The organism is Streptomyces sp. NPDC030245, from assembly GCF_055572995.1.
In genome coordinates, this window is the sequence record NZ_JBVICF010000003.1 from 604,548 (window position 1) to 627,451 (window position 22,904).

General features: G+C 72.4%; 19 protein-coding genes. 10 read left to right on the forward strand and 9 right to left on the reverse strand.

Annotation, left to right across the window (positions count from 1 at the left end; all coding sequences use genetic code 11):
- Window positions 1–228: 228 nt before the first annotated feature.
- Both ACZ4Z4_RS11140 and ACZ4Z4_RS11145 read right to left on the reverse strand, forming a co-directional pair.
- Window positions 229–1,116, reverse strand: a complete 888-nt coding sequence (locus tag ACZ4Z4_RS11140) for a DUF72 domain-containing protein (RefSeq protein ID WP_468325304.1) — start codon at window positions 1,114–1,116, stop codon at window positions 229–231.
- 61 nt (window positions 1,117–1,177) lie between these two features.
- Window positions 1,178–2,605 carry a phosphatase PAP2 family protein gene (locus tag ACZ4Z4_RS11145; RefSeq protein ID WP_468325307.1) on the reverse strand — a complete coding sequence of 476 codons (1,428 nt, stop codon included), beginning with the start codon at window positions 2,603–2,605 and terminating at the stop codon, window positions 1,178–1,180.
- Between the two features lie 126 nt (window positions 2,606–2,731).
- Here ACZ4Z4_RS11145 and ACZ4Z4_RS11150 point away from each other — a divergent pair, with 126 nt between their 5' ends.
- From ACZ4Z4_RS11150 to ACZ4Z4_RS11160, 3 genes are all read left to right on the forward strand, one after another.
- On the forward strand, window positions 2,732–3,184 hold the full coding sequence (locus ACZ4Z4_RS11150) for an SRPBCC family protein (RefSeq protein WP_468325310.1): 453 nt from the start codon (window positions 2,732–2,734) through the stop codon (window positions 3,182–3,184).
- Window positions 3,185–3,392: 208 nt separating this feature from the next.
- Window positions 3,393–4,229 (forward strand): MerR family transcriptional regulator, encoded by an 837-nt coding sequence (locus tag ACZ4Z4_RS11155; RefSeq protein WP_468325313.1) that lies wholly within the window; start codon window positions 3,393–3,395, stop codon window positions 4,227–4,229.
- A gap of 50 nt (window positions 4,230–4,279) precedes the next feature.
- The gene (locus tag ACZ4Z4_RS11160) at window positions 4,280–5,206 is read left to right on the forward strand and encodes a cysteine peptidase family C39 domain-containing protein (RefSeq protein WP_468325316.1); all 927 of its coding nucleotides are present in this window, start codon (window positions 4,280–4,282) and stop codon (window positions 5,204–5,206) included.
- 34 nt (window positions 5,207–5,240) lie between these two features.
- Here ACZ4Z4_RS11160 and ACZ4Z4_RS11165 read toward each other — a convergent pair whose 3' ends face one another.
- The gene (locus tag ACZ4Z4_RS11165) at window positions 5,241–7,115 is read right to left on the reverse strand and encodes a molybdopterin-dependent oxidoreductase (protein ID WP_468325319.1); all 1,875 of its coding nucleotides are present in this window, start codon (window positions 7,113–7,115) and stop codon (window positions 5,241–5,243) included.
- A gap of 182 nt (window positions 7,116–7,297) precedes the next feature.
- On the opposite strand from ACZ4Z4_RS11165, the gene ACZ4Z4_RS11170 reads away from it, so the two are divergent.
- Entirely contained in the window at window positions 7,298–8,728 is a 1,431-nt protein-coding gene (locus tag ACZ4Z4_RS11170; protein ID WP_468325322.1) for an NAD(P)/FAD-dependent oxidoreductase, read from the forward strand.
- Here ACZ4Z4_RS11170 and ACZ4Z4_RS11175 read toward each other — a convergent pair.
- Together ACZ4Z4_RS11175 and ACZ4Z4_RS11180 are read right to left on the reverse strand one after the other, a co-directional pair.
- The gene (locus ACZ4Z4_RS11175; RefSeq protein ID WP_468325325.1) at window positions 8,709–9,476 is read right to left on the reverse strand and encodes an anti-sigma factor; all 768 of its coding nucleotides are present in this window, start codon (window positions 9,474–9,476) and stop codon (window positions 8,709–8,711) included. The genes ACZ4Z4_RS11170 and ACZ4Z4_RS11175 overlap by 20 nt on opposite strands.
- Window positions 9,473–10,057: a sigma-70 family RNA polymerase sigma factor gene (locus ACZ4Z4_RS11180; RefSeq protein WP_468325327.1), complete on the reverse strand. Its 585-nt coding sequence runs from the start codon at window positions 10,055–10,057 to the stop codon at window positions 9,473–9,475. Before ACZ4Z4_RS11180 ends, ACZ4Z4_RS11175 begins: the two co-directional genes overlap by 4 nt.
- Window positions 10,058–10,222: 165 nt before the next feature.
- Here ACZ4Z4_RS11180 and ACZ4Z4_RS11185 point away from each other — a divergent pair, with 165 nt between their 5' ends.
- Complete coding sequence (locus ACZ4Z4_RS11185) at window positions 10,223–10,738, forward strand: DinB family protein (protein WP_468325330.1); 516 nt, start codon at window positions 10,223–10,225, stop codon at window positions 10,736–10,738.
- Window positions 10,739–10,928: 190 nt separating this feature from the next.
- Here ACZ4Z4_RS11185 and ACZ4Z4_RS11190 read toward each other — a convergent pair whose 3' ends face one another.
- Window positions 10,929–12,098 (reverse strand): magnesium and cobalt transport protein CorA, encoded by a 1,170-nt coding sequence (locus tag ACZ4Z4_RS11190; RefSeq protein WP_468325334.1) that lies wholly within the window; start codon window positions 12,096–12,098, stop codon window positions 10,929–10,931.
- Window positions 12,099–12,267: 169 nt separating this feature from the next.
- Here ACZ4Z4_RS11190 and ACZ4Z4_RS11195 point away from each other — a divergent pair, with 169 nt between their 5' ends.
- Entirely contained in the window at window positions 12,268–13,482 is a 1,215-nt protein-coding gene (locus tag ACZ4Z4_RS11195) for a winged helix DNA-binding domain-containing protein (protein ID WP_468325337.1), read from the forward strand.
- 40 nt (window positions 13,483–13,522) lie between these two features.
- Here the strand turns inward: ACZ4Z4_RS11195 and ACZ4Z4_RS11200 are convergent, their stop codons facing one another.
- Window positions 13,523–14,536, reverse strand: coding sequence for a response regulator transcription factor (locus tag ACZ4Z4_RS11200; protein WP_468325783.1), 1,014 nt, complete (start codon window positions 14,534–14,536; stop codon window positions 13,523–13,525).
- 153 nt (window positions 14,537–14,689) lie between these two features.
- Here ACZ4Z4_RS11200 and ACZ4Z4_RS11205 point away from each other — a divergent pair, with 153 nt between their 5' ends.
- Together ACZ4Z4_RS11205 and ACZ4Z4_RS11210 are read left to right on the forward strand one after the other, a co-directional pair.
- Window positions 14,690–16,372, forward strand: coding sequence for an AMP-binding protein (locus ACZ4Z4_RS11205; protein WP_468325340.1), 1,683 nt, complete (start codon window positions 14,690–14,692; stop codon window positions 16,370–16,372).
- A complete protein-coding gene (locus ACZ4Z4_RS11210; RefSeq protein WP_468325343.1) occupies window positions 16,369–18,012 on the forward strand; it encodes an AMP-binding protein in 1,644 nt (547 codons plus the stop codon). Before ACZ4Z4_RS11205 ends, ACZ4Z4_RS11210 begins: the two co-directional genes overlap by 4 nt.
- Here the strand turns inward: ACZ4Z4_RS11210 and ACZ4Z4_RS11215 are convergent.
- Entirely contained in the window at window positions 17,990–18,532 is a 543-nt protein-coding gene (locus tag ACZ4Z4_RS11215) for a GNAT family N-acetyltransferase (RefSeq protein WP_468325786.1), read from the reverse strand. The two genes, ACZ4Z4_RS11210 and ACZ4Z4_RS11215, sit on opposite strands and share 23 nt — an antisense overlap.
- Window positions 18,533–18,807: 275 nt before the next feature.
- Between ACZ4Z4_RS11215 and ACZ4Z4_RS11220 the strand changes: the two genes are divergently transcribed.
- Window positions 18,808–19,998, forward strand: coding sequence for an MFS transporter (locus ACZ4Z4_RS11220; RefSeq protein ID WP_468325790.1), 1,191 nt, complete (start codon window positions 18,808–18,810; stop codon window positions 19,996–19,998).
- Here ACZ4Z4_RS11220 and ACZ4Z4_RS11225 read toward each other — a convergent pair.
- The gene (locus ACZ4Z4_RS11225) at window positions 19,985–20,377 is read right to left on the reverse strand and encodes a hypothetical protein (RefSeq protein WP_468325346.1); all 393 of its coding nucleotides are present in this window, start codon (window positions 20,375–20,377) and stop codon (window positions 19,985–19,987) included. The two genes, ACZ4Z4_RS11220 and ACZ4Z4_RS11225, sit on opposite strands and share 14 nt — an antisense overlap.
- A 641-nt stretch (window positions 20,378–21,018) precedes the next feature.
- Between ACZ4Z4_RS11225 and gcl the strand changes: the two genes are divergently transcribed.
- Complete coding sequence (gcl, locus tag ACZ4Z4_RS11230; RefSeq protein WP_468325793.1) at window positions 21,019–22,806, forward strand: glyoxylate carboligase; 1,788 nt, start codon at window positions 21,019–21,021, stop codon at window positions 22,804–22,806.
- The last annotated feature ends 98 nt before the right edge of the window (window positions 22,807–22,904 follow it).

Below are 22,904 nucleotides of genomic sequence, written 5' to 3' on the forward strand. Positions count from 1 at the left end.
TTCCTTTGCTTGCTCGGACACGCGGCGCGGTGCGGTGTGACGCGGGGAGGCGTCGCCCCGGGGCGGAAAACAGAAACCCCGGACTCCCACGTGCGGAGTCCGGGGCTCGACCGGAGCGCTGGGCAGGCCTTGCACCTGCATTTCCCCGCAGGAAGCGGGGCGTCTTTCCTTGGACGACCAACGCCTGTCCCCCGACCGGAAGTCCGGCGCGAGGAGGCGATATTGATCTTATCGCATGACAGCGGGTGCTGCGTACGCGTCGGCCCCGAGCAGGCGCTTCATCGCCTCGGCGGCCCGCACGGCCGCATCCGCACAGCAGTTGTTGAACAGGACGTGGACCTCTTCGGCCCGCTCGGCGAGGGCGTGCAACCGGGGCAGCCACTCGGCGAGTTCGTCGTCGGAGTACGCGTACCGGAAGCGGTCCTCCTTGCTCCCGCGCCCCCAGGCGGCGCTGCGCCCGTGGAACCGCACGACGGCGAGCCGGGACCGGGTGACCGGCGCGTACGGCGGCAGGGCGGACGGCAGCGACTGGTTCATGTCGACGGCGACCGCCGCCATGCCGTGCTCCGCCAGGAGCGCGCGGGTGGCCTCGGCGTGCTCCCCGCGCCACCAGTCGGGATGCCGGAACTCCACCGCCACCGGCCATCCCCGCGTCCGGCGCGCCGTCGCCGCGAGGAACTCCTCGGCGCGCTCCCCGGGCCGCAGCCAGGGAGGGAACTGGAACAGCACGCTGCCGAGCCGCCCGGCCTGCCGCAACGGCTCGATCCCGGCGCTGAACCGCGCCCAGGCCTCCGCCAGGGCCTCCTCGCTCCGGTTGTCCGGGGGCAGTTCGGCCGGCCAGTCGGCGGGCAGCGTCACCCGGGACGTCGGATGCCCGGTGAGCAGCGAGAACGCCTTCACGTCGAACGTGAAGCCGTCCGGTGTCCGCTCCACCCAGAGCCGGCTGTTGCGCTCGCGGGGCAGCGCGTAATAGGTCGAGTCGACCTCGACGACGGGGAACCGCTCGGCGTAGTACCGCAACCGCCCGGCCGCGTCCCGCTGCCCGCGCGGGTACCAGCCGCTGCGCACCAGCGCCGGATCGGTCCAGGAACAAGTGCCCACAAGGATGTTGCTCATAGAGCCCCGGTACCCACGTGCCGGATGCTGACGCGGAGCAACCTGCCGCAGGGCGGCCGGCTCACACCGGTTCGGGCGCCGATTCAGGAGCCGAGTCGGGCGCCGGTTCAGGTGTCGCCTCCGGCGTCGGTCCGGACGCCTGTCGCGGCTTCGCCTGCCGCGGCAGCTGCCCCTGCGCGGGCTCGGCGTCCCACCGCCGGGTGGTCCGTACGTAGCGGTGGATCACCGAGGCCATCGACAGCAGGACGAGCGGTCCGGCCAGCCACGCGTGTTCGGCCATCTCCATCGGCAGGTACCGGTACGACACCAGGAGCGCGGTGAAGACCGCCGTGCCGTGGGCGACCAGCCGGATCCCGGGCCGGTCCCAGCCGCGGTCGTACGCGCGCAGGGCCCCCTCGACCGTGAGGGCGAACACCACGCCCGCCACCAGGTCGACGCCGTAGTGGTAGCCGAAGCCGAGCGTCGCGCCGAGCGTGGCGACCAGCCAGAAGGTCCCCGCGTACCGCAGCAGGCGCGGCCCCTTGCGGGAGTGGATGAAGATCGCCGTGGCCCACGCCGTGTGCAGGCTCGGCATGCAGTTGCGCGGGGTGATCCCGTCGTACGGCACCGGGTGCGGGACGGTGAGGGTCGGCGGCGTGTGCGGCCACAGATTGGCGACCGCCCACTCCACGCCGCCCGTGCCGGAGGTGCCGGGACCGTAGGCGAAGATCGGCCCGACTACCGGGAAGATCATGTAGATGCCCGGCCCGAGGAGGCCGATCACCAGGAAGGTGCGCACCAGGTGGTGGCGCGGGAAGCGGCGCTCGGCCACCACGTTGCGCAGCTGGTACAGGGCGGCGACGACCGCGGCCACCGCGAGCTGGGCGTAGACGAGGTCGAGTACGTCGGCGACCGGCCCCGAGGCCTCCAGGATGCGGCCCGCCAGCCACGACGGGTTGCCCAGGGCGTGGTCGGCGGCCGCCACGTACGGGTCGAGCACGGTCGGGTGGGTCTTCGCCGTGATGAGCAGCCAGGTGTCGCCGGTCTTGCGGCCGGCCACCAGGAGCAGCCCCAGGCCGACGCCCTTCAGGAGCAGGACGCGTTCCTCCCCGGTGCGGCGGGTGAGCGCGAAGACCGCACAGCCCAGCATCGCCCACAGCGCGCCGTTGCCGAAGAACTGGTCCTCGGGCACCTCGGCGTCGACCGCCCAGCGCACGAGTATGAAGACGAGGTCGATGCCGATCGCGGCACCGGCCGCGATGAACCGCTGCCGCCAGGTGAGCACCACCATCATCAGCGCGAGACCGCCGTACAGCGGCCCCGGCTTCGGCGGGAACAGCACCTCACGCGCCTGATTGGTGATCGGCCCCGGTACTCCGCCGTAGCGTCGGGCGGCGATCTCCAGCGCGATGAGGAACGCGACGGCCACCGCTCCCGCCACGGCCCACAGGACCGTGCGAGGCCGGCGCAGTGCGGCGAACACGGTCCCGCGGTCTATTCGTGAAAACACTCACGAACTATAGCCATGGCGGTCCGGCGCGCACGGGGCGGGAGTGAACCCGCAGGACGTGGGCACTCGGCCGGTGCACGAGGAACGAGGAACAACGAGGAACGACGTCGAAGAAAGGTGACATCCGTGTCGCAGGTCGAAGAGTCCGTGGAAGTCAACGTGCCGGTCCGAGCGGCGTACAACCAGTGGACCCAGTTCGAGACGTTCCCCGAGTTCATGGAAGGTGTGCAGAAGATCGAGCAGCGCACCGACAAGCTCACCCACTGGGTGACGAAGATCGACGGTGTGGAGCGCGAGTTCGACGCGAAGATCACCGAGCAGATCCCGGACGAACGGGTGGCGTGGACCACGGTGGACGGCCAGGCCCGGCAGGCCGGCGTCGTCACCTTCCATCGCCTGGACGACTCGCGCACCAAGGTCATGCTCCAGATGCACTACGACCCCGAGGGCCTGGCCGAGACGGTCGGCGACAAGCTCGGCTTCGTCAAGCGGCAGGTCAGCGGTGACCTGGGGCGGTTCAAGAAGTTCATCGAGCGGCGGGACGGTGCGGAGACGGGCGCCTGGCGCGGTGAGATCTGATACGCGCCGTCCGCCGGACACACTCCGCCGGACACACTCCGCCGGACACACTCCGCCGGACACACTCCGCCGGACACACTCCGCCGGACACGCTCCGCCGGACACACGGAGGCCCGGACCACTCGGTCCGGGCCTTCGCCGTGCCCGGGGCGCGGGTCGTCGCGTGCTTGACTCTCCCACCGTGTCAGGGCCTGCACTGGGAGACGTGATGTTCACCATCGGAGACTTCGCCAGACACGGCCGCGTGTCCGTACGCATGCTGCGCCACTACGACGCCGTCGGGCTGCTGCGCCCGGCCCACGTCGACCCGGCCAGCGGCTACCGCTACTACCGGGCCGCCCAGTTCGCCAGGCTCAACCGCGTCATCGCCCTCAAGGACCTCGGCTTCACCCTGGACCAGGTCCGGTCGATCCTCGACGAGGACGTCAGCACCGAGCAGCTCCGCGGCATGCTGCGGCTGCGCCGGGCCGAACTGGAAACCGCCGCCGCGGAGGCCGCGGCGCGGATGACCCGGGTCGAGGCGAGGCTCCGGACGATCGAGAGCGAGGGCACCATGCCTACCGACGATGTCGTCGTCACCTCCCTTCCCGCGGTCCGCGCGGCCGAACTGACCGCCACCGCGGCGAGCTACGCGCCCCAGGACATCGGGCCGGTCGTCGGCCCGCTCTTCGCCGAACTGTGCCGTCGGCTCGACGCCGCCGGAGCCACCCCGACGGGCCCCGGCATCGCCCGCTACGAGGAGGCGTCCGGCGAGGAGGCGTCCGGCGAGGACCGGATCACGGTGCGGGCCGCGGTACCGGTCGCCGACGGGACGGACGCGGGCGATGTGCCGGTGGTCGAGGTGCCCGCCGTCCCGCTGGCCGCCACGATCATCCACCACGGTCCGATGGACGGCGTCCTGTCCACCGCGCACGCGCTGGGCCAGTGGATCGCCGCGCACGGCTACACGCCCGTCGGGCTCACCCGCGAGGTCTCCCTGGACTGCCCCGACGACACCGACGCCTGGGTCACGGAGCTCCAGCAGCCGATCACCACCGCCCCTTGACGCCGACGGGACGACGCGAGGACACCCATGACGTATTACAGAGGACACCCATGACGTACTACATGGGCTCCGGCCCGTACTGCTACGCCCACTCCCTGGCCATGGTGCTCGGCGCGGCGGCTCCGCCGCCCGCCGTCATCGAGGTGCTGACCGGTTCGCCGTTCGGCTTCCAGCTGATCGCGGACAGGCTGCCGCTGTTCGACCCCTACGGCTGGGACCCCGACCTGGGCCTGGACGCGGCCGCGTCCCTGCTCGGCGTCGGCTGCGAGCGGACCGCCGGGGGCACGGCCGAGGAGGCGGGGGAGCGGTTGCGCGCGGCGGCCGCCCGCGGACCCGTCCTGGTCGGCCCCGTCGACATGGGGCTGCTGCTCCACCAGCCGGGCACACCCACCGGCGACGACGGCGCCGACCACTACGTCGTCGTGCTGGAGGCCGACGCGGGCACCGTGCTCTTCCACGACCCGCACGGCCACCCCTACGCGACGCTGCCGACGGCGGACTTCCTGGCCGCGTGGGAGGCGAAGACGGTTCCCTACATCGACGCCCCCTATGTGCTGCGGACGGACTTCGTCCGGGAGCGGCAGGTCACGCCGGAGGAGGCGCTGCGGCGTGCCCTGCCGGATGCGCGGCGCTGGCTGACGGGCCGCGACGACCTGCCCGTGCCGCCGGGCACGCTCGGCGGGGCGGCGGGGCTGGCGGCCCTGGCCGCCCGCGCGGAAGGCGGACTCGACGCGGAGACGCGCGGCTTCATGGCCCACTTCGCCGTCCGCCTCGGCGCGCGCCGCGCCGCCGACGCCGCCCACTGCCTGGCGTTGCTGGGCCTCTCCGGCGCGGCGGCGGCCGCGACCGAGCAGTCCCGGCTGATCGGCGGCCTCCAGCACCCTCTGGTCACCGGCGACGACCACACCGTGGCCGACCGCCTGCGCCGCCTGGCCCCGACGTACGAACGACTGCGGACGGCGCTTCCAAGTACCTGAGGAGGGGAGTCAGGCTAGTACCTGAGGAGGGGAGTCAGGCGACGGTGACCGTCACCGCATGGCGGCCGGCGGCCCCGTCGGGGCTCGGGCGGGTCCGTTCGCCGGTCTGGACCTCGCCCGTACGGTCGGTCGCCCGCACGGTGAGGGTGTGGCCGCCGGGGGTGGCCCGCCAGGGGAAGGACCACTGACGCCAGGTGTCCCGGCTGTCCTCGGCGGCCAGGTCGGCCGGCCGCCAGGGTCCGTCGTCGACGCGCACCTCGACCTTGTCGATGCCCCGGTGCTGTGCCCAGGCCACCCCGGCGACCGGCACCGTGCCCGCCTTCGGCCGGGCGAACGGCTTGGGCGTGTCGATACGGGACTGGGTCTTGACCGGCGCCTCGCGGGCCCAGCCCCTCCTCACCCAGTAGGCGTCGTAGGAGTCGAACGTCGTCAGCTCGATGTCCTCGATCCACTTGCAGGCGGAGACGTAGCCGTACAGCCCCGGCACCACCATGCGGACGGGGAAGCCGTGCTCGAACGGCAACGGTTCGCCGTTCATGCCGAGCGCGAGCATCGCGTCACGGCCGTCCAGCACGTCGTCCACCGGCGTGCCGAGGGTCATCCCGTCCACGGACCGCGACACCAGCTGATCCGCGCGGCCTCCGCGGGCAGGGGCCACGACCCCGCACTCGTCGAGCAGTTCGGCCAACGGCACCCCGATCCAGCGGGCGTTGCCCACATAGGGCCCGCCGACCTCGTTCGACACACACGTCAACGTGATGTCCCGCTCGATGAGTTCACGCCCCAGCAGATCCGCGTAGGAGAGACTCCTCCCTCGCGCGACGCCCGTGCCGTGGATCCGCAGGCGCCAGGTCTCCGCGTTCACCTTCGGCACCACGAGCGCGGTGTCCACCCGGTAGAAGTCCTTGTTGGCCGTGACGAAGGAGCTGATGCCCGCCACCCGGAGCTGCGCGCCCTTCGGCACGGCGGGGGCCGCCGAGCCGGGCGCGGGCAGCACGACGCTGCCCCGCGAGGCGATGGCGTCCTCGCCGCGCGCGGCATGCATCCATCGTCCGAGCCCCCAGACCCCGGCGGACGCGGCGGCCGCCGCGCCGGCGGCGATGACGAAACCACGCCGGTCCCACTCGCGGGTGGGACCGGCCGGCGGGGCGTCTTTGGGGGGCGCCGGTGTCCGCGCGGCGTGTGGGGCGTCCTCGGTGGACGCCGGTGCCTGCGGGGGGTGGGGCGCGTTCTCCGCAGACGCCCGTGCCCGTGGGGCGTGCGAGGCGTCCTCGGAGGGCGGCGGTGCCTGCGGGGTGTGTGGGGCGTCTCTGGAGGGCGGCGGTGCCTGCGGGGTGTGTGGGGCGTCTCTGGAGGGCGGCGGTGCCTGCGGGGTGTGTGGGGTGTTCCTGGAGGGCGGCGGTGCCTGCGGGGTGTGTGAGGTGTCCTCGGAACTGCCCTGCCCGCGAGGGACGTTGGCGTGCGCGGACGCAGTCGTGGCCGCGCGGCCGCTGAGCCCGTGAAGCAAGGCGGCCGCGATGACGGCGCCCGTCAGCGACGGCAAGGCGTCGACGGGCCCGGTGGAGTCGGGGCGGCCGGTCGCGGCCAGCGCGCCCACCACACCGAACAGCGCCACCCCCGCCGCCGCGACGAGGCGTCGTCGTAGAGCGGCCACTCCCAGCGCCACGGCCGACAGGGCGAGCACGACCAGGATGGCCAGTCGCAGGACGAGTTTGTCGTCCGTCCCGAACTGCTGGACGGCCCAGTCCTTGACGGGTGCGGGCGTGCGGTCGATCACCGCCCCGCCGACCGCGACCACGGGACCCGCCTCCGGGCGCACCACGGCGGACACCAGCTCGGCCGACGCGAGGGCGGCGAAGGCGGCCAGCAGCCCGCTGAGGGCACCTGCCGCCGTCCGCCACCGGTCCACGGGGCCTCGCGGTGCTCTTGGCTCGGTTCTCACATGGGTTGTTCGGTGCGGAGAGCCGCACGGATTGGTCCCCTTCTTGTCCTTCTGCTCTTGTCCTGCTGCGCACTTGTCGCCGTACGCGGCGCGCCGCTACCGTCCGGCGCTGGGGCGCGGTCCACGTCGCGGGGTCGAGTGGGGGTCCGATGAGCCAGGAACGGCAGGTCGTGGTGGTCGGTGGTGGGCCTGCCGGTTCCACGGCGGCGGCACTGCTCGCCCAACAGGGCGTCGACGTACAGCTGCTGGAGCGGACGCGCTTCCCCCGCTACCACATAGGGGAGTCGCTGCTGCCTTCCCTGCTGCCCGTACTCGACGTGCTGGGCGCGCGGGACGTGGTCGAGAACCACGGGTTCGTCCGGAAGACGGGAGCCTTCTACGGCTGGGGCGGCCAGGAGTGGCCGTTGGGCTTCGACGAGCCCGGCAGACCGGCCACGTACAGCTTCCAGGTCATCCGTTCGGAATTCGACCAGCTCCTGCTGGAGCACGCGAGGCGGCACGGGGCGGAGATACGGGAGGAGACCCCGGTGAGCCGGGTCGCCTTCGAGGGCGGAGCAGCCGGCCGGGCCGGAGAGGTCCACTGGTCGACGCGCGGCGGAGGCAGCGGCAGGACCGGCTTCGGCTTCCTCGTCGACGCCTCCGGGCGCACCGGTCTCGTGGCGGCCAGGCAGCTGCGCACGCGACGCTTCCACGAGGCGTTCCGCAACGTGGCGACGTGGGCGTACTGGCGCGGAGCGCGACCCATCGGGCAGGCGCCCAGCGGGGCCATCGGCGTCTTCTCGCTCCCCGAGCACGGCTGGTTCTGGGCGATCCCGCTCCACGACGGCACCCTCAGCGTCGGCCTGGTCACCGACAAACAGTCGTTCAACGACGCCAGGCGCGAGCACGGCGGCTCGCTCGACGCCGTGTACCACCAGGCCCTCACCCGGTGCCCCCTGCTCGCGGAGATGCTCTCCGACGCGCGCCAGGTGTCGCAGCTCAAGGTCGAGAGCGACTACTCCTACGTCAGTGACGCGTTCTGCGGCCCGGGCTGGTTCCTCGCCGGCGACGCCGCCTGTTTCCTGGACCCGCTGCTGTCCACGGGCGTGCACCTGGCGATGTACAGCGGCCTCCTCGCCGCCGCGGCCATCGGCAGCGTGCTGCGCGCGGAGACCGAGGAGACGCAGGCCCTTCGCTACTACGAGACCGCCTACCGCAACGCCTACGAACGGCTCCTCGTCCTCGTCAGCGCCTTCTACCGCATCCACGACGGCCGCGACGCCTACTTCCGGCGGGCCCAGACCCTCAGCCGCCGCGACCAGAGCGGGCTGCGCCTGCACGAGTCGTTCCTGAACATCGTCACCGGCGCGGAAGACCTCCACGACGCCCGGCGCGACCCGGTCGAGGCGTTCCTGCACAAGCTCCGCCATGCCGACGGCGACGCCGCCCCGTCACGGCCCGGCCTGGGCGGCCACGGGACCAGCCACCTGACATCGCTGCCGACCACGGAGGAGCACGCCGCCGCGGGCCTGCTGCTCACGCTCGACCCGTATCCGCGACTGCGGCCCGCTCCGGGCCCGGTCAGGAGGGGAAGTCCATGAGGGTCACCGGCGTGGTGGTCGGGCGGGCCGACCCGCCGGCCGGCTCCAGGGTGATGCCCATGCCGGTGGCCCGGTCGACCGGGCCGTCCATCAGCATCGCCTCGGTGCCCCGGCCGACGCCCATGAGCCCGGCCGGGCGCATCGCCCCGCCGTCGTCGAACCACAGCTGGTAGACCTTCCCCGACGGGGGCTCGGGCAGCCCGGCGGCGATGAACACGGCCCGGTTGCGGCTGTCCGACACCGCGACGGTGCCGCTGGCGCCGCCGGTGAGCCGGCCGGTGCGGGACTTCACGTCGGGGGCGGCCAGGACCGCCGCGAGCTCTTGCGACTGCTGCCGCACCTGCTCCCGGGTCTGCCTGGCTTCCTCGCGGGCGTCCCGGACCTGCTGATGCTGCCAGAGGGCGGTGCCGCCGAAGACCGCGACCGCGGCCACGCACGCGGCGAGCGCCCACCGGGAGACCCGCCGGGCCCGGTGTGCCGCACGCCCCGGGGCGGCATCCGGCTCGGCGCGCGGCACGTCCTGACGGACCGTGGCGATACGGCGCAGGACGTCGTCCCGCATGCCCTCGCGGGGCGCGGTGGCCACCGCGAGGCCGAGGCGGGACGCGGTCTCGGTCAGCTCGCGCACCTCCTGGGCGCAGGCGCCGCAGTGGTCCAAGTGTTCCTCGACCGCGGCGCGTTCGTCGTCGTCGAGCGCGTGCGCGGCATAGGCGCCGGTCAGCGTGTGCGGATCGTCGGCGATGCTCATGCGTGCACCCCCAGGCAGTCCCGAAGCCGGATGAGGCCGTCCCGCAGCCGGGTCTTGACGGTGCCGAGGGGGACGGCGAGGAGCTCGGCGACCTGCCGGTAGGTCAGACCGCGGTAGTACGCCAGGGTGACGGACTGCCGCTGCAACTCGGTCAGCGCGCGCAGGCACCGGCGTACCTGCTCGCGTTCAAGGCGGCTCTCGACCTGCTCGCTGACCTCGTCGAACTCCGGGGCCCGCGCCAGCAGGGCGGCCTTCTGCTCCCGCGCGGCGCGGGCCACGACGGAACGCACGCGGTCCACCGCGCGCCGGTGCGCGAGAGTGAGGATCCAGCTCATCGCCGTGCCCCGGTCGGGTCGGTAGCGGGGCGCGGTGCGCCAGACCTCCACGAGGACGTCCTGAGCGACCTCCTCGGACTGGGCGTGATCGCGCAGCACGCCGCGCACCACGCCGAGCACGGGCCCGGCCACGAGGTCGTAGACGCCGGCGAACGCCTCCTGCTCACCCCGGGCGACCCGGCCGAGCAACTCTTGCAGGTCGGCCCCCGGCACCGCCCGCCCCCCTATGTGCACGACTTCTTCCACGCGCCGCCCCTCCACCCCACGAGCCCGAGCCGTCCGACCCTGCTGATTCGTGGCCGGGAGCACCGCGGATTGGCCCGGGGGCTCGGGGGCCGGGCCTGTCCGGCGGATCTTGGTCGGCCGAAAGTCAGGCGACAGCCGGAGACCGAGCGCCTAAGGTCCGCAGGCATGACACCTCCACTTGAACGTCCCCCCTTGCAGGCCGACGAACGCACCGCGCTCATCGGCTGGCTGGATCTGCAACGGCAGATCCTGCGATGGAAGTGCGACGGCCTGAGCGAGGCCGACGCGCACCGCTCCGTCATCCCGACCTCACCGGCGATGACGATGGCCGGCCTCATCAGCCACATGCGGTGGGTCGAGCACACCTGGCTGGAGGTGCTGTTCCTGGGCGGCGACAAGACACAGAACCCGTCCTTCGACGAGACGGACGAGGACGCGGACTGGCGTACGGACGGTATCCCGTTGAAGCAGCTGCTCGCGGAGTACGAGACCCAGTGCGCCCGAAGCAACGAGATCGTGGCCGCGGCCTCCCTGGACGACGTGGGCCGCCACCCCGACTACCGCTCCGGCAGCGCCAACCTCCGCTGGATGCTCATCCATCTCGTCGAGGAGACCGGACGGCACGCGGGACATGCGGACATCGTGAGGGAGCTGCTCGACGGGACGCAGGGGTACTACTGACGTCGGTCGGTGGGGGGGGGTGTTTCACCTGATAGCTCGACGATGCAGCCGTGCCGGTCGCCGGTTCCCGGCCATCGTGAGCGAGGAGTCGGTCGGATCCCTCTTGCGCAGCCGACGCTGAAGGCCGGCGGCTACGGGGTGGAGGAAGGGACGGCCCTGGAGCCGGGTGCACGGCGGCTCAGGTGGTTGCTCAGAGCCAATCGCGACGCTTGAACACAAGGTACAAAGTGACGCAGACGACCCCCATCAGGGCGACGGCGAAGGGGTAGCCGAACGCCCACTTCAGCTCGGGCATCGTGTCGAAGTTCATGCCGTAGATCGTGCCGACGAGGGTGGGGGCGAAGAGGATCGCCGCCCACGATGAGATCTTCTTGATCTCTTCGTTCTGTTCGAAGCCTGCTTCGGCGAGGGCTCGCATCTCCGCGTTCTGTTCTTGCGTGACCAGGGTGGCGTTGACCGTGAGGATGTCGGCCAGGGCCTGGCGGAAGCCGTCGACTCGTTCGCTGGTGTGGGTGACGTGGTCGGCGACGTCGCGCAGGTAGCGCTGGAGTTCCTCGTCCGTGCCGTACTTCGCGAAGCCCGCCATCAGGGCGTGCAGCATGCTGACCAGGGGGCGGGTGGCGCGTTGGAACTCGACCATTTCGCGGGCGAGTTCGTAGATGCGGCGGGAGACCTCCGGGTCGCCGCGGAAGACCTCCGTCTCGATCTCGTCGATGTCGTTCTGGACGCCGGAGACGACCGGGGCGTAGCCGTCGACCACCGCGTCGAGGATCGCGTACAGGACCGCCTCGGGGCCGAGCCGGAGGAGGTCGGGGGAGTCCTCCATGCGGCGGCGGACCGCCGTGAGGTCGGGGGCCGCGCCGTGGCGGACCGTGATGACGAAGTCCGGGCCCACGAAGACGTGGAGTTCGCCGAACTCGACCTCCTCGGGCGCGTCGAGGTAGCGGGCCGCGCGCAGGACGACGAAGAGTGTCTCTCCGTAGCGTTCCAGCTTCGGGCGCTGGTGGGCCTCCATCGCGTCTTCCAGGGCCAGCTCGTGGAGGTCGAACTCGGCCGCCAGGGAGAGGAGTTCGGCTTCGGTGGGGCGTGCCAGCCCGATCCATGCCATGCCGTCCGGTGCGTTGCGCAGCTCGCGGAAGGTGTCCGCGAGGGAGCCGGGCGTCGCCACGCGGACGCCGTCGCGGTACAGCGCCGCCTCGACGACGCTGTCCGCGGCTGGGCGGCCGGGGGTGGACTCCGCGGGGTCCGGGTGCGGTGGCGTGCTCTGGGGAGGCGGGGCCGCCGGTGGTCGCGTCGCACGCCGCCATGTGTGCTTCTTGGTGTTCGCGGTCGGTGTGGGACGGGCTCGGCGCTCCGCCATGCTGGCCGCCTCCTTCGTCGATCGCTCGCCTATATGGTCACGGAGCAGGATATGCGGGCCAAAAGGTGCGGGTGGGTGCGGCGGGCCGGGGCTTCCGATGTTCGGGGGGCCGCGGAGTCTCGTACGGATGCGGACCGTATCTGTCCTCGGTGCGCGTTAGCGTGCCGCCATGAAGACGACGAAAACGGTCCCCGCAGGTTCCGTACCCGTCCTGGGGGCGCGTGATCTCAATCGGGCCACTCTTGAGCGGCAGCTCCTGCTGCGTCGGGCGGGTGACCTGTCCGTCAAGGACGCCGTGGCCCACCTCGTCGGACTCCAGGCGCAGAACGTCAAACCGCCCTACTACGCTCTCGCCGCGCGCCTCGAAACCTTCGATCCCGCCGAGCTCTCCGCGCTCCTCGAAGCGCGCGAGCTCGTCCGCATCGTCACCCTCCGCTCCACCATCCACCTGCACACCGCCGACGACGCCCGCACCCTGCGCCCGCTCGTGCAGGACGCGCGCGAACGTGAGCTGTCGGGCTTCCGTGCGGGGCTGGCCGGCGTCGACCTGGCCGAGCTCGCCGAGCTGGCCCGCGAGGCCGTCGAGGTGGCGCCCCGCACGATGAAGCAGCTCCGTGAGCTGCTGCTCGTGCGGTGGCCCGACGCCGATCCGCAGTCCCTCGCCGTCGCCGCCCGCTGTACGTTGCCGCTCGTCCAGGTCACCCCGCGCGGGCTGTGGCGGCGCAGCGGGCAGGTCGCGCTCACCACGCTGAGTTCGTGGCTCGACGGTGCCGGTTCCGGCGAGGGCGGACGCGCGGGGGCCGGCGAGGGTGGACGCGCGGGGGTCGGCGAGGGTGGTGTCGCCTCGCTCGACGCCGCCGTCCTGCGGTATCTCGCCGCCTTCGGTCCCGCCTCTGTCCAGGACATGCAGACGTGGGCCAGGCTCACCCGGCTCCGGGAGGTCTTCGAGCGGCTGAGGCCCCGGCTGCGTACCTTCCGCGACGAGAACGGCGTCGAGCTGTTCGACCTGCCCGACGCGCCCCGTCCCGACGCCGACACCCCCGCCCCGGCCCGCTTCCTGCCCGAGTACGACAACCTCCTCCTCTCGCACGCCGACCGGTCCCGCGTCGTCCCCGCCGAGTACAAGGGCCGTACGTGGAAGGGAAATTACGCCTACTGCGTCTTTCTTCTCGACGGGTTCCTGGGTGGGGTGTGGCGGTTGGAGGAGGGCGGCGGGAGCAGGGGGGCCGGGGGTGGGAGCGCCGTGCTCACCATCGAACCGTTCAGGCGGCCCGGCCGTGCTCAACGCGAGGAGTTGGTGCGGGAGGCGGAGCGCATGCTGACGCGGATCGCGGAGACGTCCTCGTCGTACGACATCCGCTTCGGGGACGTCGTCGGAGCCTGACCGGGCGGGGAAGCCACGCTCGGTGCCGACCGGGCAGGGTCTACGGCAGCAACCCCGCCCGCCGCGCCGCCACCACCGCCTCCAGGCGCGTGTGCGCGCTCAGCTTCCGCATCGCGGAGCGCAGATAGCCCTTCACCGTCTCCGGGCGGAGTCCGAGCCGCTCGGCGGCGGCCGCGTTCGTCAGGCCTGCCGCCACGCAGGACAGGACGTCGACCTCGCGGGGGGCGAGGGCGACGGGGCGGGTTCCGGTGCGGTCCGGGACCGTCACCGCCGACTCCAACCGGCCGCAGACCGCGAGCAGTTCGGACCGGAGTGCCGCGTCCACGACGCGCGGGGCGAGGGCCCGCAGCGCCGCGTGCGCCTCACGCACCCGCTCCCACGCCCCGGGGTCCACCACCGCGCCGGACGCCCCGGGGTCCACCACCGCGCCGTGCGCCCTCGGGTCCGCCGTCGCACCGGGCGTCCTCGGGTCCGCCACCGCGCCAGGCGCCCCCGACCCCGCCGTGGCGCCGGGCACCCCCGGCCGCCCCGTACCCGCCGTCGCGCCGGATGCCCCCGGCCGCCCCGCCCGCCCCGCACCCCCGAGCCGCCCCCACCCCACCCCCAACCCCCCGGCCACCCCGAGCAGCGACCGCACTTCGTCGCGTACGAGAAGGGCCTGCTCCACGTCGCGGGCCGCGGCCACCGCCGCCGACAGCGCGCGGTCGCCGAGCGGCTGGGCCGCGCGGAGCGCGCCGTACAGCACGCCCCGTACCCGGCGGCGTACCACCACGGGGACCGCGAGCACCGAGCGCAGGCCCTCCGCAGCCACCGCGGCGTCGTACTCGTGGCTGATGTGCCGCGACACGTGGTAGTCGGTGACCGCGCACGGCCGCGAGAGCGCGACGGCCTTGCCGCCGAGGCCGTTCCCGGACGAGATGGCGAGACCGCGCAGGGCGTGCGTCCCCGTGCCGCTCAGTTCGCCGATCCGGACCTGTCCCGGTCCGTCGAGGAGGCCGCCGAAGGCCACCGGAAGACCCGTGCCGCGGCGCAGCCGCAGCAGGGCGGTCCGCATCTCCGCCGTCTCGCCGCCGTCGACCGACACGCATCCGCCCTCTCGTCCCGCGACACCCCCGTCCGGGGGTAGTGCAACCCGCATCCCGAATTACACGATGTCGCGTAGCGTCCGGCAATGAGGACGGCGCGATCAGAGCTGCATGGGGTGCATATGACTACTGACGGGACGAGTGCCACGGAGCAGTTCCGTACCGCACGGGACTTCCTCCTGCGGCATCGAGAGGACTACGCCACCGCGTACGAGGGCTTCGCGTGGCCGCGGCCCGAGCGGTTCAACTGGGCGCTGGACTGGTTCGACGTCATCGCCGAGGGCAATGACAGGACCGCCCTGCACATTGTGGAGGAGGACGGTGCTGAGGCCCGGTTCTCCTTCGCGCAGCTGTCCGCCCGCTCGAACCGCGTCGCCAACTGGCTGCGCGCGCGGGGCGTCCGGGCCGGTGACCGCATCGTCGTGATGCTCGGCAACCAGGCCGAGCTGTGGGAGATCGCCCTCGCCGCGATGAAGCTGCGCGCCGTCGTCATCCCGGCGACGCCGCTGCTCGGCCCCGTCGACCTGCGGGACCGCATCGACCGGGGCCGCGCCCGGCACGTCGTCGTCCGCGCCGAGGACACCGCGAAGTTCGACGACGTGCCCGGTGACTACACCCGGATCGTCGTGGGCGGCGAGCGCCCCGGCTGGTCGCCGTACGCCGGATCGGACGGCGCCCCGGAGGCGTTCGAGCCCGAAGGCATCACCCTCGCCGACGATCCGCTGATGCTCTACTTCACCTCGGGCACCACCGCCCGCCCGAAGCTCGTCGAGCACACCCATGTGTCGTACCCCGTCGGCCACTTGGCGACGATGTACTGGATCGGGCTCAAGCCCGGCGACGTGCATCTGAACATCTCCTCGCCCGGCTGGGCCAAGCACGCCTGGTCGAACCTCTTCGCCCCCTGGAACGCCGAGGCGACGGTCTTCATCCACAATTACGCCCGCTTCGACGCGGGGCGGCTCATGGCGGAGATGGACCGGGCCGGCGTGACGTCGTTCTGCGCGCCGCCCACCGTGTGGCGCATGCTCATCCAGGCCGATCTGACCCAGCTGCGCACCCCGCCGCGCGAGGTCGTCGCGGCCGGGGAGCCGCTCAACCCCGAGGTCATCGAGCGGGTGCGGCGCGACTGGGGCGTCACCATCCGCGACGGTTTCGGGCAGACCGAGACCGCCGTCCAGGTCGCCAACCCGCCCGGCCAGGAGCTGAAGCCCGGCTCCATGGGCCGCCCCACGCCCGGCTTCGCCGTCGAGCTCCTCGACCCGGTGACGGGTGCGCCGGGCGCGGCGGAGGGGGAGATCGCCCTCGACCTCGGGGCGGACCCCGTCGGCCTGATGGCCGGCTACCACGGCGACCCCGAGCGCACGGCGGAGGCCATGGCGGGCGGCTACTACCGCACCGGCGACATCGGCTCCCGCGACGCCGACGGCTACATCACCTATGTCGGCCGGGCCGACGACGTCTTCAAGGCCTCCGGCTACAAGATCTCGCCGTTCGAGCTGGAGAGCGCGCTCCTGGAGCACGAGGCGGTGGCCGAGGCGGCCGTCGTACCGGCGCCCGACCCGGTGCGGCTCGCCGTCCCCAAGGCGTACGTCGTACTCGCCGAGGGCTTCGAGCCGGGCCCCGACACCGCGAAGTTGCTCTTCGAGCACTCCCGCGCGGTGCTCGCGCCCTACAAGCGGCTGCGCCGCATCGAGTTCGGCGCGCTGCCCAAGACGGTGTCCGGCAAGATCCGCCGCATCGAGCTGCGCGAGGCGACCGCCGCAGGCTCGGACGCGGAGTACCGCGAGGAGGACTTCCGGTGAGTGCACCCTTCAGCGAGCCGTCCGCCACGCCGTCCCCCGCGCTGTCCTACGCGCACGGCACGAGCGGCACGCCGCTGCTCGGTGACACCATCGGGCGGAACCTCGACCGGGCCGTCGCGGCCTGGCCGGAGCGGGACGCGCTCGTGGACGTCGCCGCGGACAGGCGGTGGACGTACGCGGAGTTCGGCGCCGCCGTCGCGGAGCTGGCGCGCGGATTCCTCGGGGCGGGCGTCGCCAAGGGGGACCGCGTCGGGATCTGGGCGGTGAACTGCGCCGAGTGGGTGCTCGTGCAGTATGCAACCGCCCGCATCGGCGCCATCATGGTGAACATCAACCCGGCATATCGTGCGCACGAGTTGGAGTTCGTCCTCAAGCAGGCGGGCGTCTCCGTCCTCGTCGCCTCGCAGGCCCACAAGAGCAGCGACTACCGCGCGCTCGTCGACGAGGTGCGGCCCCGCTGCCCCGGGCTCCGCGCCGTCCACTACATCGGGGACGGTTCGTGGGACGCGCTCCTGGACCGCGCGGCCTCCGTGGGTGCGGCTGAACTCGCGGCGCGCGAGGCGGAGTTGAGCTGTGACGACCCCGTGAACATCCAGTACACCTCGGGCACCACCGGCTTCCCCAAGGGGGCCACGCTCTCCCACCACAACATCCTCAACAACGGCTACTGGGTGGGCCGTACGGTCGGCTACACCGAACAGGACCGCGTCTGCCTCCCCGTCCCCTTCTACCACTGCTTCGGCATGGTGATGGGCAACCTCGGCGCGACCTCGCACGGCGCGTGCATCGTCATCCCCGCGCCGTCCTTCGACCCCGCCGCCACCCTGCGCGCCGTCGAGCGCGAGCGCTGCACCTCGTTGTACGGGGTGCCGACGATGTTCATCGCGGAGCTGAACCTCCCCGACTTCGCGACGTACGACCTCGGTTCGCTGCGCACGGGCATCATGGCGGGCTCGCCCTGCCCGGTCGAGGTGATGAAGCGGGTCGTCGCCGAGATGCACATGGCGGAGGTCTCCATCTGCTACGGCATGACGGAGACGTCGCCCGTCTCCACGCAGACCCGCCGCGACGACGACCTGGAGCGCCGCACCGGCACGGTCGGCCGGGTGCTGCCGCACGTCGAGGTGAAGGTCGTCGACCCGGCGACCGGCGCGACCGTGCCGCGCGGCACCTCCGGCGAGCTCCGCACCCGCGGCTACAGCGTCATGCTCGGCTACTGGGACGAGCCCGAGCGGACCGCCGAGGTCATCGACGCCGGGCGCTGGATGCACACAGGTGACCTCGCGGTGATGCGCGAGGACGGCTACGTCCAGATCGTCGGCCGCATCAAGGACATGATCATCAGGGGTGGCGAGAACATCTACCCCCGCGAGATCGAGGAGTTCCTGTACCGCCACCCGAAGATCGCCGACGTGCAGGTGGTGGGCGTGCCGGACGAGCGGTACGGGGAGACACCACTGGCTTGCGTGATCCTGCGGGACCCCGAGGACGTCCTGACCCTGGAGGAGCTCCAGGCGTACTGCCGCGGCCAGTTGGCCCACTACAAGATCCCGGCGGCCCTTCGCGTCCTGGACTCCTTCCCCATGACGGTCTCCGGAAAGGTGCGCAAGATCGAGCTCAGGGAGCGGTTCGGGCGGTGACGTCCGCGGTGAGGTGACGGCGCATGCAGAGGCGGGGCCAGCGGTCGAGGCCGAGCTCCGCCTCGTGCGCGCGGATCTTCCGCAGGCCCGGGGTGAGGTCGCTCTCCGCGAGCGGCCGGAAGCCGATGCGGGCGTAGTACGGGGCGTTCCACGGGACGTCGGCGAACGTGGTCAGGGTCAGCGCGGCCGCACCCTCCGCGCGGGCCCGCTCCGCGGCGTGCTCGACGAGGGCGCGGCCGACGCCGCGGCGGGCGGCGCGCGGGTGCACGGATACCTGCTCGATGTGGAGCGCGTCGGCGTCGGCGAGCGGTTCGGCGATCAGATACGCGACCGGGGCGTCGCCCTCGTCGACGGCGGCCCAGGCGAGGCCCGCCCGGCGGAACCGGTCCAACTCCTCGGTGGTGGGCGGCTCGTCGTCTGCGATCGCGGCCATGCCGAGCGTACGGAAGGGCTCGCCGGCGGCGCGCTCGATGTCCTGGAGGGCGGGCAGCTCGGCGGCGGTGACGGGGCGGATGTGCATGTGCATGCGCATGCGGCGAGTATGCCCTGGCCAAAACCCCTTGTGCCGGTGGGGCCGGACCGGCGATCGTAAGCCGGTCCGTGTGCCGGTCCCGGCCCGTGTGTTGGTCCGGTCCGTGTGCCGGTCCCGGCCCGTGTATCGTGCGTCGATTCCGTGAGGTGAGTGTGCGCCTGTCCAAGGCCGGTGGCCCCGAAAGAGCCGGGAACGGGGAGGCGCGGGAATCCGCCGCACCCGGGTCGGCCGGTGCGCCGGAGCCGGCCGGGCTGAGCCGTGGCATGGTGCTGCTGCTCGCCGTCACCTGCGGTGTCGCCGTCGGGAACGTCTACTTCCCGCAGGCCGTCAGTCCGTTGGTCGCCGACGGACTCAACGTGTCGGCCGACACGGCGGCGCTCGTCGTGACCGCCACCCAGTTCGGTTACGCGGGCGGCATCTTCCTCCTCGTGCCGCTCGGCGACCGCGTCCCGTACCGGACGCTCATCGTCACGCTCCTCGCGCTCACCGGGCTCGGCCTGCTCGGCGCGGGCGCCGCGCCGGGGATCTCGCCGCTCGTCGGCGCGAGCGTCCTCGTGGGCGTCACCACCGTCGTCGCCCAGGTCATCGCGCCGACGGCGGCCGGCCTGGTCCCCGCGGAACGCCGTGGCGCGGTCGCGGGCACACTCCTGAGCGGGTCGATCGGCGGCATGCTGCTGTCCCGCGTCTTCGGCGGCACGGTGGGGGAGTGGCTGGGGTGGCGCGCCCCGTATCTGATGACATCCGCCGTCGCGCTGCTCATCGCGTGCGTGCTGGCCCGCGCCCTGCCGAGGTCGACCGCGCCGTCCCGGCAGCGTTACCCGGCTCTGCTCGCCGAGACGTTCCGTCTCCTGCGCACCGAGCCGGACCTGCGGTGCTCCGGCTTCTACCAGGCGATGATCTTCGGCGGCTTCTCGGCCCTGTGGACCGGCGTCGCGCTGCTCCTGACCGGCCCCGAGTACGGGCTCGGCGCGTCGGCGGTCGGCGTGCTCGCCCTGGTCAACGCGGCGACGATGATCTGCTCGCCGGTGGCGGGGCGGCAGGTGGACCGCCGGGGGTCCGACGCGGTCAACCTCGTCTGCATCGTCGCCGTCCTGGTGGCGTCGGGCGTCCTCTTCGCCGGTGGCCTCGGCGGTGCGCCGGGGCTCGCCGCCCTCGCGGTGGGGTCGCTGCTGCTCGACGTGGCGATGCAGGCGGGCACGGTCGCCAACCAGGTGCGGATCTTCGGGCTGAGCGACGAAGCGCGCGCCCGCCTCAACACGGCGTACATGACGTGCGCGTACCTGGGCGGCAGCGTCGGCTCCTGGCTCGCGGTGCAGGCCTACGGCGCCTTCGGCTGGTCGGGAGTGTGCGGGCTCGTGGCGCTCCTCGCGGCCCTGGCGCTCGCCGGCCACCTGGCGTACCTGCGCGGGGCGGGCCGTGCGGGCGCGGACCGGGACGCCGTCACGCTCTTGTAGCGACCAGCTCGTCCGCCGCGCTGTTCACCGGCTGCGGCGTGCCGGTGAGGTCCATGGTGAACAGCGGTACGCCGAGGGCGTCGGCGCCGGCCCTGGCACCGGCCGTATACCCGGAGAGGGAGAAGAACGCGCAGGCGACAGGGGTGTCGAGGGTCTCGGGGGTGTCACCGGCCTCGGTCATGGCGGTCAGCCACAGACACTCGACGTCGCGCAGGGTGATGGGTCGCAGCGCGGGTTCGACCTGCGCCAGCATGCCGCGCGCGGAGATCCGGGCCCCGGAGGGCGGGCGCCGCGCGGCGCTGCGCGTCTGCGGATAGCCGAGCCACCGCAGGTACAGGGCGACCACGGTCACGGCGTCCCGCGGGTCCCGTATGGTCACCGGCCGGAAGGCCCGCCGCCCCCGCGGCACCTCACGCGTCTCTGACCCGCATGAGGCCTTCCCGGCCTCCCCCGCATCCCCGGCAACCCCTTCACGTGGCTCCGCCCCCGCCCCGCCAACCACCGGAACCCGCAGCACCGCCCCGCAGTCGCACCCCAGCTCCGGCTGGGGCCACTGGGTGTCCTCCCCGCAGGACCCGCACCGCACCGTGACCCACTCGTCCGCCCAGGCCCGGTCGGTCACGGGGGCGGCGGTCGTGCCGCGTGCCAAGGGCGGGGATACCGGGGCGCCGCACGCGCAGGGGTAGGACGGGGGCGCGTACAGATGCTCGCGTCGGCAGTCCGGGCACCGTACCGGCACGTCGCCGTCCGTCATCGTCACCACCGCCTGCCTGCCGCACATGCCATGACCTCCTCCCCATCCTCCACCCAAGGAATGCCCGGCGGCCGCCAGTTGAGGAGACGTTCCGCGGATGTCTCTTGACGGTCTCCGGCCCGCCCGCTTACATTGCTTCCATATAGCAGAACAATCTTTCCATAATGCGGAAACAGAAGCTCACCGCGGGGCGCGACGGGAGCCGGATCCGCCAGCCGAATCCGGCAGCCGAAGAGCTGTCGAAGCTGTCGAAGCAGGAGAACCCCATGGCTCGTATGACCGCTGTCCGCGCGGCAGTTGAGATCCTCAAGCGCGAAGGCGTCGTCAACGCGTTCGGTGTGCCGGGCGCCGCGATCAACCCCTTCTACAAGGCGCTCAAGGAGGGCGGTGGCATCGACCACACCCTCGCCCGCCACGTCGAGGGCGCCTCGCACATGGCCGAGGGCTACACCCGGGCCAACCCGGGCAACATCGGCGTCTGCATCGGTACGTCGGGTCCGGCAGGCACGGACATGATCACCGGCCTGTACTCGGCGATCGGTGACTCCATCCCGATCCTCTGCATCACCGGCCAGGCCCCGACGCACCTCCTGCACAAGGAGGACTTCCAGGCTGTCGACATCGCCACGATCGCCAAGCCGGTCACGAAGATGGCCGTGACGGTCCTGGAGGCCGCGCAGGTCCCCGGCGTCTTCCAGCAGGCCTTCCACCTGATGCGCTCGGGCCGCCCGGGCCCGGTCCTCATCGACCTGCCCATCGACGTCCAGCAGACCGAGATCGAGTTCGACCCGGAGACGTACGAGCCGCTGCCGGTCTACAAGCCGGCCGCGACCCGCGCCCAGATCGAGAAGGCGATCCGCTTCCTGGTCGAGTCGGAGCGCCCGCTGATCGTCGCGGGCGGCGGCATCATCAACGCCGACGCGAGTGACCTCCTGGTCGAGTTCGCCGAGCTCACCAACACCCCGGTCGTGCCGACCCTGATGGGCTGGGGCACCATCCCCGACGACCACGACCTGAACGCGGGCATGGTCGGCCAGCAGACCGGCCACCGCTACGGCAACGCGACGTTCCTGGAGTCGGACTTCGTCCTCGGCATCGGCAACCGCTGGGCCAACCGCCACACGGGCTACAAGCTGGACGTCTACACCCAGGGCCGCAAGTTCGTGCACGTCGACATCGAGCCGACGCAGATCGGCAAGATCTTCGCGCCGGACTACGGCATCGCGTCGGACGCCAAGGTCGCCCTGGAGCTGTTCGTCGAGGTCGCGAAGGAGCTCAAGGCCGCCGGCGAGCTGCCCGACCGCTCGGAGTGGGTCGCCTCCCACCTCAAGCGCAAGGAGACGCTGCTGCGCCGCACGCACTTCGACAACGTCCCGATGAAGCCGCAGCGCGTCTACGAGGAGATGAACAAGGCCTTCGGGCCCGAGACGCGGTACGTCACCACCATCGGCCTGTCGCAGATCGCGGGCGCCCAGATGCTGCACGTCTACAAGCCGCGGCACTGGATCAACTGCGGCCAGGCGGGCCCGCTCGGCTGGACCATCCCGGCCGCGCTCGGCGCCTCGAAGGCCGACCCGGAGACCCCGGTCGTCGCCCTCTCCGGCGACTACGACTTCCAGTTCATGATCGAGGAGCTGGCGGTCGGCGCGCAGCACCGCATCCCGTACGTCCACGTCCTGGTGAACAACGCCTACCTCGGCCTGATCCGTCAGGCGCAGATCGGCCTGGACATCAACTTCCAGGTCAATCTGGAGTTTGAGAACCAGAACTCCCCGGAACTCGGTGTCTATGGCGTCGACCACGTCAAGGTCGCCGAGGGCCTCGGCTGCAAGGCGATCCGCGTCACCGAGCCCGACGAGCTCCTGCCCGCCTTCGAGCAGGCCAAGAAGCTCGCGGCGGAGCACCGGGTGCCGGTCGTCGTCGAGGCGATCCTGGAGCGCATCACGAACATCTCGATGAGCCCCACCGCCGACATCAGCGCGGTCAAGGAGTTCGAGGAGATCGCGACGGAACCGGGCCACGCGCCCACGGCGATCCGGCCGCTGAAGGTCTGAGTGCAGGCCGGCTGAAGGTCTGACGCCACCCGGACAGGGGCGGTCCACCCGAGGGGGGTGGACCGCCCCTTCGGCGTGCCCGCACACCCACGGGCGCA